We start from the raw sequence: 18,896 nt of genomic DNA, 5'->3' as shown, positions 1-18,896 counted from the left end.
CTGTAACACAAGATAATGTTAATGTTGCAAACCATACAAATGCCATTTCTACACAAGTTAATAAGATTGCTGATGATATTTTAGGAGATGTGAATAAGAAGAAGTTTTAGGGGTTAGGGGTTGGATTCTATTAAAACCATAGATTATCCAATAATCGCACACCCTCTATGCGCGCAACAATTAGCACTAAAGTGGAATCCTTTTTAATGCTCTGAAGTGCTTCTAGTTCTCTATCTACGATTGCTAAATACTCTACTTCTGTGCCTTCTAGCACTTCTAAAGCGATTCTCTCTAGGCTTTTAGAATCCTTTATGCCCTGCATAATTGCTTTTGTGATAGCATTTAATGCGCTAGAGATCTTAAGGGCTTCTCTTTTGCCATTTTCACTTAAATACGCATTACGTGAGCTTAGTGCTAACCCATCTTGTGTGCGAATGATTGGACAAGGCACAATGGTAACAGGCAAAAACAAATCCTCTACCATTTTTTGAATAATTAAGAGTTGCTGTGCATCCTTTTGCCCAAAAAATGCTTTTGTAGGCTGTGTGAGATTAAAGAGTTTTAGCACGACTTGTAGCACACCATCAAAATGTCCCGGACGTGTTTTACCCTCTAACACATTTGCCATATTTTTTGGAGCATTAAAAGTAGTTTGTAAGGTGGAATCTAATGGATACATTTGCGCAATTTCAGGCATAAAGACAATATCCACGTCCGCTTTTTGACAAATATTTAAATCTGCCTCTTGTTTTCTAGGATATTTATCAAAGTCTTCATTGGGGGCAAATTGTGTAGGATTAACAAAAATGGACACAATTGTATAATCACACTGCTCCTTGCTTTGTGTAATAAGAGATAAATGTCCGTTATGTAATGCTCCCATTGTGGGGACTAAACCAATAGTTTTATTCGGATTTTTAGCCTTAAAGTTTGCAATGTGATGGCGCAACTCTTTTGTGGTGCATAGGACTTGCATACGATTCCTTTTTGGTATTTGCAATAAAGGCGGGAATTATGCGCACATAAAGTTAAAAAATGAATAAAACTTTGCATAAAATATGCTAAAATGTATCAAAAGCAATAAGGGGTTGCATGCAGGGGTTAAAAGACTTAGTAGAAGTTTCAGATGCGGATTATCTAAGCATTTATGAAAAGGTGATTTTGTCGCAAACGCATGAGGGAGAATATATTCTAGTGCCTTATATGTCAATGGGAAATTTTGCCTTTGAAGCAGCCATTAATGAGCGCAAATGCCTAATATACGATGATAATCCGCTGATTAAAATCAATTTTGAATCAGAGTTTTTTTATCCAAGTTTTGCTGGGATTAGAAATCGCTTAGCCGAAATTAAAATTACACGAAACTTCCCAGATTGTGGCGTGAAATGCTTTTTAGATTCCAAAACTTACGATGAAGTGATGAGCATTAGAACATTTTTAGATTCTGCGCCTAGAGATTCTTTAAATTTATGGATTAAACGTTTAGTATCTGAAACATTAAAAATGCCCCAAGTTATAAATAATGCAATCTCTACTCCTCAATATTTTGATGTAAAAGAGCTTGTCTTGCGCACATATAAGGCAGTGCTATCTAATGTTGATCCAATGAAAATTTTAATTTTGCATTATTATGTGCCAAACTTTTTTGATAACGAAAGTGCCTTAGATGCGATGCTAAATGGAAGAAAGGTTAAAATGGCATATTATGCGCCCTATACGTTTGACCCAGAAGCCTATTTTGAAAAACATTTATTAAAAATGTGGTTTTCAAACATTAGCAAAGAACATTTAAATAGTGCGCAAGTAAGCAAGGCTAGAGATGAGAATTGCGAGAAAAAAAACTTTTTATCTTTACACAAAAAACTAGAGGGTGGGGGAATGATTTTTGTGGAGAAAACAAAAGATTATAACCTAGAGGGATTTTTTAAACTTGCGCTATTTTATGGATATGAAAATCTCAAAGCATTTCGCAACACAAAGGGTAATGCGATTTACCTATTACGTAAGCTTGGCTCTAGTTCTTAAGTTTTTATTAAATGTTAAATGCTATAATTGCGACTCTTTTTTAAAAGGCTCGATAGCTCAGTCGGTAGAGCAGGAGACTGAAAATCTCCGTGTCGGTGGTTCGATTCCGCCTCGAGCCACCACTTATTCTAATCTCCCTTGTAATTAGCCAATAAAAAGCACAAATAACTTTAATTAGGGTAAATATGCAATTTGAAAATTTTAAGTTTCTTAACAACAACCTCTTCACCACCTACACTCTAGCAGTGGATTTTCCTAAAATTTATGATTTTACAAACCATCAAACACAAGCGCAAAACGTCTTAGAATCCATACAATCCCTTTATAATAAAGCCACATTCCAAAAGCAAAACGAACATCAATTTGAAGATGATTTTATCGCTAAAGTCTTAGGAATTCTAGGTTGGCACAGCATTAGACAAGATGAAAAAATCATTCAAGGCAAGTTAGAAAAGCCCGACTTCTTGCTTTTTAGCAATTTGGATTCTAAAAAAGCTTATCAAAATATCCCAAAAGAGCAGCGACAAGCAAGCAATGCGCACATATCAGTAATTTTAGAATCCAAAGCCTACAATGTAGAAGTGGATAATAAAAAAATCAAAGACAATCCGCATTTTCAGCTTTTACGTTATTTAAGCAATCTTAAGCTTGACTTTGGATTCCTTACAAATGGCAGGATTTGGCGCTTTTATGATAATTCTAAACTCAGCAGTCAAAAAGTCTTTTATGAAATCAATCTTGAAGCACTTATAGAATCTAATGACGCGCAGGGCTTTAACTATTTTTATCACATTTTTCACGCAAACAACTTCACGCAAAATACGCAATCCCAAACTACAATCACAGACATTCTTAACAAAAATAACCAAGCCAAAATCGCCATAGAAGACGACTTACAATCGCTCATTTATGGGATTAATGGCAAGGATTCTTTGTTTGAGAAAATCGGCTCTTGCATTTATGACAAAAATCCTAATGCAAAACTTGAAGATGTGTACCAATCCTCGCTTTATTTTATCTTTCGCCTCCTTTTCATCGCCTATTTTGAGGATAAATTTGACGCGATTCTCTCAAGGCATTCAAGTTTTAAAAAGCGCATTAGCCTTTATGCTTTGCTTGAGAGGCTTAAAAGTCAAGAGGACGATTTAACCCAAAGTTATGTCGGCTTAAACGAGCTTGAAAGTATTTTTAGAATCTATAATGAGGGGAATCCCAACTTAGATATGCCAATCTTTAATGGCGGACTTTTTGATGAGAATAACGCCCCACTGCTTAAAGCACCCAAAATCTTTAACGATGCAACTTTATATTTTATTTTAGATTCTTTATTTAATTTTAAAGACACAGATACGCAAACATTCTTTAGACGCGATTACCGCACTTTAAACGTGGCGCATCTTGGCACGATTTATGAGGGGTTGCTTTCTTACTTTTTTGCCATTGCTGAAGAAGAGATTTTCTACCTCGTATATGCACCAAAAAAGGGCAAACTAGAATCCATTGAGGGCTATTTTGATAGCTATGATTATGCAAAAATAGCTAAAGATTCCATAATCCACCGCCAAGACACCTACAAAAAGGGACAAATCTATCTCAAAAACACGAGCAATTCACGCAAAAGCACCGCAAGTTTTTATACACCAGATTCTATTACAAAATTCCTAGTAAAAAACGCCCTTAAAGACAAGCTAGATTCTAGCAATATTTTGCATTTTAAAATCTTAGATAATGCCTGTGGAAGCGGACATTTCCTAGTAGAAGCCTTAAACCAAATCACGCAAATTATTCAAGAGGATTTTGATGCTTTTCCTGCGCTTAAAAAGGTGTATGAGGAAGAAAAACAAGCCGTGCAAAGTAATATTTGCGCCTTTATCAAAGGCTATGAAGCCGATGAAAGCGATATTTTAAAGCGGCTTTTGCTAAAGCGCGTGATTTTTGGAGTGGATTTAAACCCCTTTAGCATAGAGCTTACGAAGCTTTCACTTTGGATAGATAGCTTTATTTTTGGCACACCTCTAAGCTTTTTAGAACACCACATCAAATGCGGTAATGCCCTAATTGGCACGAGCATAGGAGAATTTAAAAAGTATTTTAATGATTTGCAAAAAAAGCAAGGGGGCAATCTGTTTATTTCTAGCTTTTTAGAAGAGTTTCAAGCCCTAGGAGAAGTCTTTAATAAATTAGATTCTATCAAAGACACCACAGAAGCAGATATAAAAGAAAGCAAAAGGCTCTATAAAGAGGAGATTACTCCAACACTCTCTAAACTCAATTTGTATTTAAATATGCTAAGTGCTAAAAGCTTTATGAATAATCAAGAATTGCAACTTCTAAAAACGCTCACACAAAGTGATAATATAGAAAACTTAAGCGAAGAAAAAGAATATTTGCCTCTAAAAGAAGCAATCCAAGCTTATGCTAAAGAATTCCGCTTTTTTAACTATGAGATAGAGTTCCCAGAGATTACGGGGAGTTCTTGTTATTCTGAACCTTCCCCTTGTCATTCTGAGGCTTTAGCCGAAGAATCTCTTAACGCTTCCAAAAGAGATAGTTCGGGCAAAAGCCCTCAATACGACCTTTTGCACCAAAAAGGGGGGAATTCAACAGGCAAAACAGAGGCTGGGCACAACGGCATTCGTTTCATCGGATTCCAAGCCATCATAGGCAATCCGCCATGGGATAAGACAAAATTTAGTGATAGCGACTTTTTTCCACAATTTATAAGCAACTACCGCACTCTAAGCAATAGTGGCAAAAAGGAAGTGCAAGAAAATCTTCTAGCTAAAGCCTATATTCAAAAAGAATATGCAGCAACAAAAGCCTTTATAACCAAGCAAAATGAATATTACAAAGCGCATTTTCCGCTAAATGCAGGCAGTGGCGATGGGAATCTTTTTCGCTTTTTTGTAGAGCGGAATTTAAGCCTTTTGAGCGCAAATGCCTCCTTAAACTATGTGCTTCCAAGTGCGCTAATGCTTGAAGAGGGAAGCTACACATTAAGAAAAGAAATTTTAGAAAACAAAAGCCTGATGTATTTTTATAGTTTTGAAAACAATAAGGGAATTTTTAAAGATGTGCATAGAAGCTACAAATTTGCTTTAATGCAAGTGGTAAATGCCCAAAGCCAAAGAGATGTTTCGGCTTCGCCTCAACATGAAAAACAGAGGCTCAACAAACAAAAGGAGTGCCTCTCAGCCAAACCACACACAATAAAAACAATGTTTTATAAAACAAACATTGAAGAAGTGTATGATAAAGCAAACATTATCCCAACTACCCTAAAAGAGATTAAACGTCTAAGCCCAAATCAACTAGCCCTCCAAGAAATGCGCGACAAAAAAGATTTAGAGATTTTAGCTAAATGCTATGGTGCTTTTGCCCCACTTGATTTAAAATGGCTTGATTTTAGAAATGAACTACATATGACACAAGATAAAGATTTGTTTATAGAATTGTCTAATGCTTTTAACAGGGGGGGGGGGGGAACTCTATCCACTCTATGAGGGCAAAATGATACACCAATTTAATGCAAGTTTTAAAGAAGCGCAATATTTTTTAGACCCTAAGGCTTTTGATGAGAGGCTAAGAAGCAAGGAAATCTATCGGCTAAAGCAAGACTTAGGACTGGATAATAAAGAATATAAAGAGCTTTTAAAATCTATATATCCCAAAATGCGCAAAGAGGTGGCAGAAGATTCCTTTATCAAATACGACAGAAAATTTATAAGATTAGGTTACAGAAAAATTGCAAGTGATACCAATGAGCGCACTCTCATTTTTTCACTTTTGCCGAAAATGGTGGGTTGTGGTGAAAATATGTGGCAACATATTCCCAAAAAATATATTTTAGAAAATAAGCAAATTGCTTATCAAAAAATAAGTCATTTAAGAATCTGCTTTGCCTTAGGGATTTTTAATGCTTTGATAGTGGATTTTATCGCAAGAGGAATGATACAAATCAATGTAAGTAAGACTTACCTAGAGCGAATCCCCCTACCTCAACCTAGCGATTCTGAAATTTTAGAGAATGCGACCTTTAAACAAATCGCGCATAATGCCCTAGCTTTGCAATGCTATAACGACAAAGAGGGGCATTTTAAAGATTTGCAAGAGGAATTTAAGATTCCACAAAAAGAGATTCCAACCACACCTAAAGCCTATGATACTTTGCGCGCTAAACTTGACATAACAATCGCACGTGATGTGTATAAACTAGAAAAAGAAGAGTTTTTTTATCTTTTAGAATCTTTTAAGGTTTTAAATAGCAAACAACCCCACACTATTGCATTGCTAAAGAGTTTATGGGAGTAAAAAGCCTCCATAAGGGAGACTAAGCTTAGAAGCTTGGAAGAATCGCACCTTTGTAATGGTCCATAATAAACTTTCTAACTTCCTCACTTTGGAGTGCTTTGATAAGTTTTTGGATAGTTGGGTTATTCTCATTACCTGCTTTTACAGCAAGGATATTTACATAAGGAGAATCCTTATCTTCAATGGCAATTGCATCATTTAGGGGATTAAGCCCTGCAAGTAATGCGAAGTTTGTATTAATCACAGATGCGCTAACATCGCCTAAAGCACGTGCGAGTTGCGGAGCATCTATTTCTTTGAACTCTAGCCCCTTTGGATTTTCTACAATATCTTGCACACTAGCAAGCTCAACACCATCTTTTAGTTTGATTAACCCATTTTTTTCTAAGATTCTAAGAGCGCGCGCACCATTACTTGGGTCATTTGGAATAGAAATTAAATCCCCCGCTTTTAACTCTTCTAAACTCTTAATGCTTTTAGAATACACGCCCATAGGTTCAATATGGATTCCAGCTACACTCACTAAATTTGTCTTATGCTCTTTGTTAAAGGAATCCAAATAAGGCTTGTGTTGGAAAAAGTTCGCATTAAGTGAGCCATCATCTAAGGATTTATTTGGTGTTACATAATCTGTAAATTCTTTGATTTCAAGCGTTACACTATCTTTTGCTAAAAGTGGTTTAATTTGCTCTAAAATCACCGCATGGGGTTCTGGAGTAGCACCTACGATAACTTTTTCTACACTTTGCGTATTTGTCGCTGCGCTTTTGTTAGATTCTGTTTTAGAATCACAACCGCTAAAAACTGCGGCTAGAAGCAATGCTCCAAATGTCAATTTACTAAATACTGCTGCTTTAGACATATTCTCCCTTTTTTGAAAAAAAATTAATGTTTTAACTTCCTGTATAGAAAATCTCCAAGACTTTGGATAATCTGCACTAAGAAAATTAAAATCAAAACGGTGTATAACATAATATCACTTTGAAAACGATAATAGCCATATTTAATGGCAATATCTCCAAGCCCTCCACCACCTACTGCACCAGCCATTGCGCTAAAACCAACAACTAAAATTAATGCTAGAGTGATTCCACTTATTATGCTTGGTAATGCCTCAACAAGCATAACACGAAAAATAATTTGTAAATGTGTTGCCCCAAAGCTAAGGGCTGCCTCAATCACGCCTCTATCCACTTCTTTAAGCGCATTTTCAATGATGCGCACAATAAAGGGTGCAGCACCAATGCTTAAAGGCACAATTGCCGCTGTTGCTCCAATGCTTTTGCCTACAATAATTTGCGTTAAAGGAAACAAAACAACCATTAAAATCAAAAAAGGAAAAGAACGTAAAGTGTTTGTAATACTATCTAGCACCCTAAAAATAAGAGGATTTGGCGAGAGTCCATTTGGCGCACAAAGCACAAGCAAAACACTAGGAACAATTGCTAAGATTGTGGCAATTGTTGTAGCAATCACACTCATATACAAAGTATCCAATGTCGCTTCTAAAAGTAAATAAAAAATCTTGCTATTCATTGGGTTTCTCCGATTTTTGTGCGACAATCTCCCAAATCGCACCTTGTGCATCTAGATAATTACAAACGCGTTCTTTATGGGATTGTGCAATATTAATCACAAGCACACCAAGTGCGACACCATTAAAGGATTCTAAATTTCCCCACACAATGTTAAAATCCATATCCAACACCCTTGCCATTTGCGTAATGATAGGATTTTGCGCAATACATTTTGGAAAATAAATGCGAATATTTAGTCCATTCTTTGGCAAAATTTCATTCTCCCCTAGAAACTCACGCATTTTTGGATCTGGAGATAAAAATAAATCCTCTATTGCACCACTTTTTAACACTTCTCCTTGTTGCATAAATGCAGCTTCTCCACAGAGGGTTTTTACCACTTCCATTTCATGGGTTACAAGCACAATAGTAACGCCTAATTCCTTATTGATATTTTTTAACAATTCTAAAATCGCCCCTGTAATGTTAGGGTCTAGTGCGCTTGTGGCTTCATCACTTAGTAAAAGCATAGGTTGCATTGCTAATGCTCTAGCAATTGCTACACGTTGTTTTTGTCCGCCACTTAGTGCGTTAGGATAAGAATTTGCTTTATCCTCTAAACCTACAAGTTCTAAAAGATTCTTGATTTTTTTGTTATCTACTTTGATATTTGCGCATTGCAAAGGAAGTATGATATTCTCCCATACGTTTTTGCGGTGCAATAAAGAAAAATGTTGAAAAATCATTCCAATTCTTTGACGAAGGGTGCGCAAAACGTTTGGGCTAAGCTTAGAAACTTCTAAGCCATCAATGTTAATAGAGCCACTATTTATGGATTCTAATCCATTAAAAGTGCGGAGCAAAGTGCTTTTACCAGCACCACTATGCCCCACAAGCCCAAAAATAGAGCCTTTTTTGATATTTAGATTAATATCTTTTAAAACCTCCGTAGTTCCAAAACTCTTATGAAGGTTTTTTATTGTGATTAAATCCATTTTATTCCTAAGTTTGATAAAATTCCGCAATTCTATCAAAAAAGAAATTAAAGGCTTCTAGTGCGTAAAATCTTATCTAAAATTTTTAGTTTGTTGCTGTGTGGTGCGAGTTTAAATGCACAACCTTGGGTGATGTTTAGCGATATGGACGATACTTATTTGTATGACCAAGCAAGTGGGCAAGTGTATATTCGCATTAAAAAAGGTGGCAAAAACTATGAGGATACTTTTGTAAAAATGGGGCTTCAAGATTCCATTAAAGACAAGAGCAAAACACAAGCCCAAAATGTGCCACAAAACACACAAAAAACTACAACGACAAAAGAGCTTAGTGAGCAACAAAAACTCCTACAACAAGCACAAGAATTGCAACGTAACATACAAGGCACACTCTTAGGAGGAGACTAGATTCCAAACAAGGGCTTTAATCTAGCGTCAGCTTATGCGAAATGTTTTTATGTGGATTTTGTAATTAAGCTAAGCCCTCAAGGCGCGCAAAATGTAGCTTGCAAGCACTAGAGCATGTCTGCGGTGTGAAATTGTGTTTTTCTCCTTACTGCTAAGTTCAGCTAAAGTTTTATTAAAACCTTGCGGAATAAACATTGGGTCATAGCCAAAGCCATTGCTTCCTCTAGGTGTGCTAATCACACTCCCATACATAAATCCATGCGCACTAAAATGTCCTTGCGCACTAGAGATTCCAATACACGCGCAATAATGCGCATTTGAAGTTTGGTTAGGAAGTTTTGAAACTTCTAAAGAGAGTAAATTTAAGTTATCTCTTGCATTGCCCCCACTATATCTTGCGCTATGGATTCCGGGTTTGCCATCTAATGCATCCACACAGATTCCACTATCATCACTTAGTATAATGTCCTCTTGTCTTAGGATTCCTTGTTGCTTTAGAGTATCAAAAACTGCTTTAGATTTAATAAGTGCATTCTCTTTAAAGCTCTCTCCATTTTCCACAATCTCAAAAGGAGTAATAAGCGTATCATAAGATAGAATCTCTAAATTTAATTCCTCGCACAAAGAGCTATAAATCTCCTTGATTTCTCTGACTTTATCTTGATTAGAAGTTGCTAAAATTAAGCGCATATTGTTACCTTGTATAAGTTTTTATTCGTTAAAATTGCGGTTTTGGAATTTTAGCAAAAGGATTTTAAGAATGGCAAAAGAGTCTTTAATGAAACAAAGTTTGCCACTAAGTTTAATATTAGGCTCACGCTTTTTTGGATTATTTATTGTAATGCCTATCCTCTCGCTCTATACGTTATCGCTTCCGGGATCTAGCCCTATTTTGGTGGGGATTGCAATGGGCGGATATGCACTAACGCAGGTGCTTTTTCAGATTCCCTTTGGATTTTTAAGCGATAAATTTGGACGTAAAAGCATAATTGCCATTGGACTTGTGATTTTTGCACTAGGGTCTTTGGTTTGCGCTTTGAGTCAAGATATTTATATGCTAATTTTAGGACGATTGTTGCAGGGTGCTGGTGCTATTGGTGGTGTGATTAGCGCAATGATTGCGGATTTGGTCAAAGAAGAGAATCGCACAAAAGCCATGGCATTTATGGGTGCAACAATTTCACTAAGCTTTACAGCCGCACTTATTTTAGGTCCAATTTTAGCGGCAAATTTTGGTGTGTCAAGCTTGTTTTGGATTACCACTTTTTTAGCGGTTGCAAGCCTAGTGCTACTTTTTACCTTTGTGCCTAATGCGCCAAAGATTACTTATAGCTTTATGCATAAAAGTAGCGAATACGGCGTGATTTTGAAAAATAAAAACCTACAAATTATGAATCTTACAAATTTCTTACAAAAAGGCTTTATGACTTTAGCACTTTTAGTGATTCCAATTGCTCTTGTCAAGGGCTTTGATATGCCTAAAGAAGATTTGTGGCAAGTGTATATTCCAGCAAGTTTGCTAGGATTTTTTGCAATGATTCCAGCGGCAATTTTAGCAGAGAAAAAGGGTAAGTTTAAAAGCGTAATGGTTGTTGGAATCCTATTTTTCGTGTTGTCGTATTTGCTAATGCTTAGTCAAAGTAGGGCAGTATTTATCTTCGGTGTGCTTGTGTTTTTTGTGGGATTCTCTATCCATGAACCTATTATGCAAAGCCTTGCAAGTCGCTATTGCAAAGCCTATCAAAAGGGTAGCGCAATGGGAGTTTTTACAACTTTTGGCTATTTAGGCTCATTCTTTGGAGCGCTTTTAGGCGGACATTTGTATGAGTTTTTTAGCATTTTATCCATTGTGATTTTTGTAGTGATTGCATCCTTTGTATGGATTTTAATCTTTGGATTTTTAGCAAATCCAGCAATGCAAAAGAATTTGTATTTGTCGCTTACAAACTCCACGACAAATGCTTCCTTAGAACCTTTGGCACAACTTAGCGGGATCTTGGAATGGTATATCAATGAAAGTGAACGTGTGGTGGTGATTAAATACGACAAGCATATCATTGATGAAGATGAGATTTTGGAATTTATTGACACGCATTTAGCACAGCATTTTATCAAAGGAGAATAATGGCAAAGGAGCAGGCGATAGAAATTAGCAAAAAGATTCTAAAAATCACAGGACAAACCAATGCGCAATTAGGCTTGATTAAAGAAGGCGATAAGGTGCTTTTAGGTTTAAGCGGAGGGAAGGATTCCATTTTGTTAGCCACTTTACTTGCAAGACTTAAAAAATACGCTCCTTTTGATTTTGAATTTAAAGCTTTAACCGTGGATTATGGTCGCGGGGGAGAGTATGCGTATATCTTTGAGTATTGCGAAAAACATGGAATCCCCTACGAACTCTATCGCACAGATATTTATAAAATCTTAGAGGAAAACAAAAGAGAGGGAAGTATGTATTGTAGCTTCTGCTCTCGTATGCGCAGAGGCGCACTCTACACAAAAGCACTAGAGGGGGGATATAATAAACTAGCCCTAGCACATCATTTAGACGATGCAGCAGAGAGCTTTATGATGAATCTAACTTATAATGGAGCATTGCGTTCTATGCCACCCATCTACAAGGCAGAAAATGGGCTTTTTGTGATTCGCCCTTTGATTTTCGTCCGTGAGCGGCAAATCATTGACTTTATTGCTAAAAATAACATTTACATTGCTCCAGATTGCAACTGCCCAATAATGTGGCAAAAGGACGATAAACGTCCCTTTGCAAGGGAGAAAACTAAGCAAATGCTAAAGGAATTAGAAGAAGCAAATCCGAGCTTTTTCACTTCTTTAAAAGTTGCCTTAAGCAATGTGCATCTAAGCAGTTTGTTTGATACAAGGTATTTAGACAAACAGGATTAATTTTTTAATTTCTCCTATTAACAGCCTTTAAACTCCATTACTTCACAGGCAAAAACTTCTGAAGTGTTAGGGAGATAATGCAAGAATTGATTCAAAAATTGTTTGTTTAAAAATATCTCTCCGCAAATCACAATGCCTTGTGTTTGGTAGTTTTCATTCATATCACGACTAAGATTGGCAAAAAACTCCGCTAAGGAATCTAATATTCCAAAGCAAAGTAGTGGAATCTCTACTCCTGCAAGTTTAAAGCTCATTATAGAACGTAAGGTTTGAAGTGTATTAAGAGAAATTTTGCCCTCACTATCACGTTCTAGGCGAAAGTCAATGCGAGGTCCCTTTTGTCCCATAAAGTTAGCGGCATTTAGTAACACTTTTGCACAAGATTCTTTTAAGTCTTTTGTATCGCCTAAATCTAGCAAAATTCCAGCCAGCCCTAATAAATCTAGCAAATTCTTAGAAAACATGGAATCTTTAGGCAAAGATTTTAAATGCGTGATTAAGGCTTCATTTTCTTTTGTAAAGTTCCTAAGTAAGCTTTGTGTAGTCTTATTTAGAGTTTCTAAAGTGGCGATAATCACGCCTAAATTTGCCTCAAAGCGAAATTCTAAGGCTTCTTTAAAACGCGTATCAAAATACACTAAAAAGCGTGTGTCTTCTCTGCCTAAATAAACTGCATTTGTGCGCACTAGTGCATTGTTTGTAATTGTGCTTTTAAGGGCATGTAAATTTGCATTGGGCGCAGAGGGGCTAAAATTATATGCAAGAGTGAGCCCATTTTTTGCAACACTAATATGCAAGGGTGATGTGCTAGATTCTACAAACTCACAGATTCCATTCTCTAGCTTTTCTTGTAAGGGCAGAAGATAGAGACCTTGATACTCTTCTAAAAACTTCCCCAAAAGCACCAAATAGGGTTCAAAGGGAAGAATCACATTGACAAACGCACTAGAAAAAAACTCTGCAAAAATGCTTTTTGGACTTAGAGTAATCTTGGGTTTTTCTAGTGTAGCTAGAGCTTGTAAATCCCACTCCTCTACCTTAAAAATCAATTTTGTATTTTCTAATGAAAAGGGCATAAAAGTAAAATCACTCGGGAGTTGGATTGGACGCTTTTCATCAAGTGGAGCAACTTCGTATTTACCAAAAATAGTTTTTAGAAAAATGCGCTCACCATTTTTCAAAGTTTGCGCACTTTTTTGCAAAACTTGTTGCAAAGTTTTAGAATCTTTAATCTCTAATTTCTCTCCTTTATGCAAAAAGGTGATTTTCTCTTGCGTGTAATAAACAAAATCTGCCCACAAATTACAAAAATCTTTAGAATTTTTACAGGTGAGATTCTGTAATTCTAAAGGGGTTAAAAAATTGCCTTTTGCAACATGACAAGGAATAATCCCCTGTGTGCTAAAAGATTCTATTAGCACAAGCTCTTTAAATGCCCATTGTAAAGACAAAGGGATAGAGTGTTCTAAGTTTTTACTAAAGGTTAGAATCTCCTCTTGTGTGCCTTGCACCTCAAGGCTAAAGGAATCCTTAGAGGTTTGCACACATTGTCCTTGAAGCTGTTTGCTTTTAAGAGCTGCATATAGGGTTTTTATAAAAAAATCTTTCACAAGGTTTGCGTTTTTAAAGTTTGCAATATTTTCAAAAATAAAGTTTGCAAATATCATGCATAACCCCTATAAGAGAATCGTGCAATTTCTTGTAAATCTTGATTATCTCTTTGTTCTACAATTACGCCTAGTGTTTCTAAATACTTAATAGCTTGCAATTCCATAAGCTTAGCTCCTTGCAAAACTTCTTGTGTTAAGTTAAAAGTGGGATCTTCTCCGATAATAAAAGGCTTGATTCCTAAAATCTTAGTTGGAGGTAAATCGCCTAACAGTTCTACCATACGCAAGGTCTGTAACATCTCCACTTCGTGCGCACTTCCTGCCCAAGTGATAGAATTTGGAATTGCACTAAAATCAAAAAAATACACATCACCGATTTTTGCTTCATTTGCATCAATAGAATCTATAATCAATACAGAATCGTATTGCGAGATAATAGGGATAAGATGTTGCGCCATTGTCCCCCCATCCACAATATCCACAGAATGCTCTCCGCTAAATTTGTAATTAAGCTTTAAAAGATTAGACAAATGCACACCAATGCCTTCATCACCAAAGAGAATGTTGCCAATACCTAAAATGAGAATTTTCAAAAGAAACCTTATTGCAAATAACTAAGTTTGGTTGCGGATTTTAGCAAAAACTCGTAAAAAATTAAAGGACAAACTAGGGTTAAAAATCTTTTATGAGGCTTTGCCTTGAATTTTGCTAATTTTATTTTCAAAACTAAAACACTAAGGCTGTTAGAAACACTAAACATTTTCTAAAACTTCTCAAAAATCTTAAATGCACTAAAAAGTGATTCTTTAAGACACAAAACGCTACAATAGCACAAAAATTTATCAAAATATTTACACAAAGGCACGCTATGAAATTTAAACTTGCACACGCACCTTACATCGGAAATAAAATCGCTCTAGACCTTTCTAATTGTGGCTTTGTAAGTATTTTACACGGACTTGAAAGCATTGCGCAAGTTGCGGAAAAATACATCTCCCAAGACACTCAAGAGGAAATGCGCATTGAAGAAAAAGCTAGGGATTTATTAGAAGAAAATCTTGATGAAATTGAATTTATGCAGGCTGATGAACACCAACTTTTTTGGCGTATCAAGAAAAAACTCGCCGAGAATGAGAATTTTATTTTAAACTTTGAAGACCGCTACAACAACCTTGCGCACAAAATTTTAAACGAGCTTTTTGAAGAGGATTTAATTGATTCTGCCACTTCTGAAACGCGTATTGTTAATGTAATTTTTAAAGCAATCAATAGCTATTCAAAAGTGTATAGCGAGATTGAAGATGTTGTGCAAGAGCGCATTGCAAACTATAAACGCAAAATTATCTTTGGAAGTGAAGAGTATGATTTAATTTTTGACAAACTCTACCAAGAAGAGCTTAAAAAGAAAGGATTTCTATAATGCAATCTCCCCTAAAAGATGCTTGTATTTACCTAGCAAATGGAATGTTTTTTAAAGCAAAAAGTTTTGGCACAGAAACTACAAGCGTGGGTGAGCTTGTGTTTAACACCTCTCTTACAGGTTATCAAGAAATCACCACAGACCCAAGCTACGCGGGGCAATTTGTATGCTTTACAATGCCAGAAATTGGAATCGTAGGAACAAACCCTAAAGATATGGAGAGTCGTGGAGTCTTTGCAAAAGGGATTCTATGTCGCCATTACAATGAAAACTTTTCAAACTTCCGCGCCACAGAAAGTTTAAGCACATTTCTAAAAAAACAAGGCGCAATGGGAATTTGCGGGATTGATACGCGCTTTTTAACAACAACGCTCCGCCAAGAGGGGGCAATGATGATGGTAGCCTCCACTGAAATTACAAATAAAGAAGATTTAAAAGCAATTTTAGAAAAAAGTCCAAAGATTGAGGAAATAAACCATATTAAAGAAGTAAGCACAAAAGCACCCTATAAACATTCAACAGGAAATTTTGACTTTACGATAATGGATTATGCCTCACCTAACACGCACCAAAAAATCATTGCTATTGACTTTGGAATCAAACGTAGCATTTTAAACCAGCTTGTAAGTGCAGGATTTAACGTAGAAGTGGTTCCGCATAACTTTGATGCGCAAGATTTAATTCAACGTTTTAAAGCAGGGGAATTTAATGGCATCTTTTTATCCAATGGACCAGGGGACCCTCAAGTTTTAACTCAAGAAATTGCAAGTATTAAAGCCTTAATTGAAGCTAAAATTCCACTCTTTGCTATTTGTCTAGGACATCAACTTTTATCTCTAGCGCAAGGCTACCCTACTTATAAGCTAAAATTTGGACATCATGGCGGCAATCATCCTGTAAAAAATCTGCTTACTAATCAAGTAGAAATCACTGCTCAAAACCACAACTATTCTATACCAGAATCCATTGTAGAAATCGCGGAAATTACACACCGCAATCTTTTTGACAACACTATTGAGGGTGTGCGCTACAAAAATGCACTCATTTGTTCTTTTCAACATCACCCAGAAGCAGGACCTGGACCACTTGAATCAAGTGCGCTTTTTAAGGAATTCTCAAAGCTCTTAGACAGCGCAAAATAATGCAATCTCTACATTCCCAAGCTTTAGCACATTTGGAATCTTTAAAAAAAGATTCCAACTATCGCACCCTAACTCCGCAAAAACACAATGGTTTAACGCTCACCACTCAAGATTCCACACTTTTAAATTTTGCAAGCAATGATTATTTAGGACTCTCTAATAATACAGACTTTAATATCCGCTTCTTGGATTCCGCACTCTTTAAAGACCACTGCCACTTTAGTGCCTCCTCTTCACGTCTACTTAGTGGAAACTTTGAAATTTATAATTTACTAGAAGTGCATTTAAAAACACTCTTTGGCAAAGAAGCCCTACTTTTTAATAGTGGCTATCACGCAAATATAGGTGTTCTAGGCGCATTAAGTGCGTTAAATACATTATTTATTGCAGACAAATCTATCCACGCAAGCCATATTGACGGATTAAAGGGCTTTAAAAAGCCAAACTTAAAACGTTATACCCACAATAATATGGAAGCACTCAAATACTTATTAGAGGAAAATGCGCAGCACTATGATTCTATTGTGATTTTAAGTGAGGGACTTTTTAGTATGGAGGGTGATTTTACGCCTTTGCGGGAACTTGTTGCGCTAAAGGAAAAATTTAACAATGTGTATTTGTATATTGATGAAGCCCATAGTATTGGAGGTTTTGGAGAAAATGGACTAGGACTTTGTGCGCATTTAAACTTACTAGAAAAAATAGATTTTCTTGTGCTAACCTTTGGAAAAGCTCTCTCTTCAGTGGGTGCTTGTGTGCTATGCCATAGAGTATTCAAAGAATATTTTATTAATACAGCGCGCTCCCTTATCTACTCTACTGCCCTACCACCTATTAATATAGCACGTACCCTCTTTGCCTTTCTAGAGCTTCCTAAACTAGAACTACAAAGAACACATTTAGCACATTTAAGCCGACATTTTAAGACGCTTTTACAAAAGGAGTTAGACTATGAAATTTTAGGAGATTATAATATCATTAGTCTAGTTTTAGGAGAAAATCTAAAAGCTGTGCATTTTGCAAAAACACTTAATAAAGAAGGCTACTTTGCCCCTGCGATAAAATCCCCAACCGTCCAAAAAAATAAAGCCTTGCTTCGCTTCTCGCTTTGTGCAAATATGCAAGAAGAACAGCTAGAAGCACTTTGTGTAGTTTTAAAAAAGATTTCTAATGCAACTCTTTAAAGCCTTGAATAACAAAAAAGAAATCATACTTTTTTTTGGAGGTTTTGGCGCACACCCTAGCCACTTTTTACCCTTTATCCCAAAACATTGCGATGCCCTAGTTTTGCACCATTACGCACATTTAGATTTCAACCCTCTTTTAGAAACATTACATTCCTTACCAAAAGATTCCAAAATTACACTTATCGCCTTTTCTATGGGAGTTTTTGTTGCGCGCATTTTTCTAAATACCTATGCTTTTAAACCCCATAAAATAATCGCCATTAATGGCACAGAATATGGAATCCAAAAAGACTATGGAATCCCACCAGCACTATTTAGGCGCACATACAAGCATTTTGCTACAAATGGAGATTTAGCACTAAAGCATTTTAAAAGCAATCTTTTTAGCGAACACTTGGATAAAGCACACAATTTTGTCTTTTTAGATTCCAACACCTTGTGTGCCGAGCTTGCATTTTTTATGGAATCTTGTGCAACACATAGCACACTTTTAGTGCCTATTTCTTGGGATTTTGCTGTTGTATCTTTGAGGGATTTAATCTTTAGCCCACAAGCTCAAAATGCCTTTTGGCAAAGCACAAACACAAAAACAATTCCAATTAATGCACCACATTTTGCCTTTTTTGATTGGAACCTTTAATGCTCCAAAAAGACTGCATCAAAAGGCGATTTTACAATTCCAAAATCACCTATAAAAAAAACGCCACAATCCAATATGCAATGCAAGAAACCCTACTAAAACTTCTAAAAGAGCATGTTTCAATCCGCATAAATAATAGCTTAGGGACTCTCTTAGAGCTAGGTTGTGGCAATGGAGATTTTAGCAAAGCCATTATAAAGTCCTATTTGTTTGAGAGTTATTACGCCATTGATTTGGTGGATTTTTCTAGCGCATTTGTAGATTCCAATATTACCTTCATACAGGGGGATTTTGAGCACTTAGACTCCATTTTGCCTAATGCTTTGCGCTTTGATTGTATCCTATCAAATGCAGCATTACAATGGGGCAACCAGCACACCTTACTCCCTTTTTTAAGCAAGAAATTAAAAAAAGGTGGAATCTTATTGTTTAGCACTTTTGGAAAAAGTAATTTCAAAGAACTAAAAACTCTATTTAACCTAAGCCTTGATTATTTAGACTTACAAGATTACTCGGAGCTTTTATGCGATTGTAAGATTTTGGATTCCTTTGAGTGTGTGCAGAATTTGCAGTTTGAGAATCCGCTAAACGTATTTAAGCACCTCAAAAACACCGGAGTTAATGCACTAAAAAGCCATTTTGCACTTACAAAAGCACATTTAAATCTTTATGAAAAAAGATTCCAAAACGTTCTTACTTACCACACACTTTTTGTTTGCGCTAAAAAATACTAAATT

General features: G+C 36.1%; 16 protein-coding genes, 1 tRNA gene and 1 pseudogene. 11 read left to right on the top strand and 7 right to left on the bottom strand.

What is annotated here, in order from left to right:
* Positions 1-130: 130 nt before the first annotated feature.
* Positions 131-976, bottom strand: coding sequence for a pantoate--beta-alanine ligase (gene panC, locus K4G57_RS06260; RefSeq protein ID WP_221532724.1), 846 nt, complete (start codon positions 974-976; stop codon positions 131-133).
* 116 nt (positions 977-1,092) lie between these two features.
* Here panC and K4G57_RS06255 point away from each other — a divergent pair, with 116 nt between their 5' ends.
* From K4G57_RS06255 to K4G57_RS06245, 3 genes and pseudogenes are all read left to right on the top strand, one after another.
* Entirely contained in the window at positions 1,093-2,025 is a 933-nt protein-coding gene (locus K4G57_RS06255; RefSeq protein WP_221532723.1) for a hypothetical protein, read from the top strand.
* A gap of 46 nt (positions 2,026-2,071) precedes the next feature.
* Positions 2,072-2,147, top strand: a tRNA-Phe gene (locus K4G57_RS06250).
* 63 nt (positions 2,148-2,210) lie between these two features.
* Positions 2,211-6,336 (top strand): annotated as a pseudogene (locus tag K4G57_RS06245) (Eco57I restriction-modification methylase domain-containing protein).
* Between the two features lie 25 nt (positions 6,337-6,361).
* On the opposite strand, the gene K4G57_RS06235 reads toward K4G57_RS06245, so the two are convergent.
* The 3 genes from K4G57_RS06235 to K4G57_RS06225 are packed head-to-tail and all read right to left on the bottom strand — an operon-like array spanning position 6,362 to position 8,848.
* Positions 6,362-7,198: a MetQ/NlpA family ABC transporter substrate-binding protein gene (locus K4G57_RS06235; RefSeq protein WP_221532720.1), complete on the bottom strand. Its 837-nt coding sequence runs from the start codon at positions 7,196-7,198 to the stop codon at positions 6,362-6,364.
* Between the two features lie 23 nt (positions 7,199-7,221).
* A complete protein-coding gene (locus K4G57_RS06230) occupies positions 7,222-7,872 on the bottom strand; it encodes a methionine ABC transporter permease (protein WP_221532719.1) in 651 nt (216 codons plus the stop codon).
* The gene (locus K4G57_RS06225) at positions 7,865-8,848 is read right to left on the bottom strand and encodes a methionine ABC transporter ATP-binding protein (protein ID WP_221532718.1); all 984 of its coding nucleotides are present in this window, start codon (positions 8,846-8,848) and stop codon (positions 7,865-7,867) included. The genes K4G57_RS06230 and K4G57_RS06225 overlap by 8 nt, the downstream gene beginning before the upstream one ends.
* 60 nt (positions 8,849-8,908) lie before the next feature.
* On the opposite strand from K4G57_RS06225, the gene K4G57_RS06220 reads away from it, so the two are divergent.
* Positions 8,909-9,256: a hypothetical protein gene (locus K4G57_RS06220; RefSeq protein WP_346727947.1), complete on the top strand. Its 348-nt coding sequence runs from the start codon at positions 8,909-8,911 to the stop codon at positions 9,254-9,256.
* Positions 9,257-9,325: 69 nt separating this feature from the next.
* Here the strand turns inward: K4G57_RS06220 and K4G57_RS06215 are convergent, their stop codons facing one another.
* Complete coding sequence (locus K4G57_RS06215) at positions 9,326-9,946, bottom strand: non-canonical purine NTP pyrophosphatase (RefSeq protein WP_221532717.1); 621 nt, start codon at positions 9,944-9,946, stop codon at positions 9,326-9,328.
* A gap of 70 nt (positions 9,947-10,016) precedes the next feature.
* Between K4G57_RS06215 and K4G57_RS06210 the strand changes: the two genes are divergently transcribed.
* Together K4G57_RS06210 and K4G57_RS06205 are read left to right on the top strand one after the other, a co-directional pair.
* Positions 10,017-11,381, top strand: coding sequence for an MFS transporter (locus tag K4G57_RS06210; protein WP_221532716.1), 1,365 nt, complete (start codon positions 10,017-10,019; stop codon positions 11,379-11,381).
* Entirely contained in the window at positions 11,381-12,160 is a 780-nt protein-coding gene (locus K4G57_RS06205; RefSeq protein ID WP_221532715.1) for a tRNA 2-thiocytidine biosynthesis TtcA family protein, read from the top strand. Before K4G57_RS06210 ends, K4G57_RS06205 begins: the two co-directional genes overlap by 1 nt.
* Before the next feature lie 17 nt (positions 12,161-12,177).
* On the opposite strand, the gene K4G57_RS06200 is transcribed toward K4G57_RS06205, so the two are convergent.
* Together K4G57_RS06200 and K4G57_RS06195 are read right to left on the bottom strand one after the other, a co-directional pair.
* Complete coding sequence (locus K4G57_RS06200) at positions 12,178-13,827, bottom strand: protein hydE (protein WP_221532714.1); 1,650 nt, start codon at positions 13,825-13,827, stop codon at positions 12,178-12,180.
* Entirely contained in the window at positions 13,824-14,363 is a 540-nt protein-coding gene (locus K4G57_RS06195) for a HyaD/HybD family hydrogenase maturation endopeptidase (protein ID WP_221532713.1), read from the bottom strand. Before K4G57_RS06195 ends, K4G57_RS06200 begins: the two co-directional genes overlap by 4 nt.
* Positions 14,364-14,638: 275 nt before the next feature.
* On the opposite strand from K4G57_RS06195, the gene K4G57_RS06190 reads away from it, so the two are divergent.
* The 5 genes from K4G57_RS06190 to K4G57_RS06170 are packed head-to-tail and all read left to right on the top strand — an operon-like array spanning position 14,639 to position 18,893.
* Positions 14,639-15,190 carry a DUF507 family protein gene (locus K4G57_RS06190; protein ID WP_221532712.1) on the top strand — a complete coding sequence of 184 codons (552 nt, stop codon included), beginning with the start codon at positions 14,639-14,641 and terminating at the stop codon, positions 15,188-15,190.
* Complete coding sequence (gene carA / locus K4G57_RS06185; protein WP_221532711.1) at positions 15,190-16,332, top strand: glutamine-hydrolyzing carbamoyl-phosphate synthase small subunit; 1,143 nt, start codon at positions 15,190-15,192, stop codon at positions 16,330-16,332. Before K4G57_RS06190 ends, carA begins: the two co-directional genes overlap by 1 nt.
* A complete protein-coding gene (locus K4G57_RS06180) occupies positions 16,332-17,516 on the top strand; it encodes an aminotransferase class I/II-fold pyridoxal phosphate-dependent enzyme (protein WP_221532710.1) in 1,185 nt (394 codons plus the stop codon). Before carA ends, K4G57_RS06180 begins: the two co-directional genes overlap by 1 nt.
* Positions 17,503-18,159: a pimeloyl-ACP methyl esterase BioG family protein gene (locus K4G57_RS06175; RefSeq protein WP_221532709.1), complete on the top strand. Its 657-nt coding sequence runs from the start codon at positions 17,503-17,505 to the stop codon at positions 18,157-18,159. The genes K4G57_RS06180 and K4G57_RS06175 overlap by 14 nt, the downstream gene beginning before the upstream one ends.
* Positions 18,159-18,893 (top strand): methyltransferase domain-containing protein, encoded by a 735-nt coding sequence (locus K4G57_RS06170; protein WP_221532708.1) that lies wholly within the window; start codon positions 18,159-18,161, stop codon positions 18,891-18,893. Before K4G57_RS06175 ends, K4G57_RS06170 begins: the two co-directional genes overlap by 1 nt.
* The last annotated feature ends 3 nt before the right edge of the window (positions 18,894-18,896 follow it).

Source organism: Helicobacter turcicus (assembly GCF_019711685.1).
Classification (GTDB): Bacteria; Campylobacterota; Campylobacteria; order Campylobacterales; family Helicobacteraceae; genus Helicobacter_D; species Helicobacter_D turcicus.
This window is presented reverse-complemented; position numbering and strand designations above follow the sequence as displayed.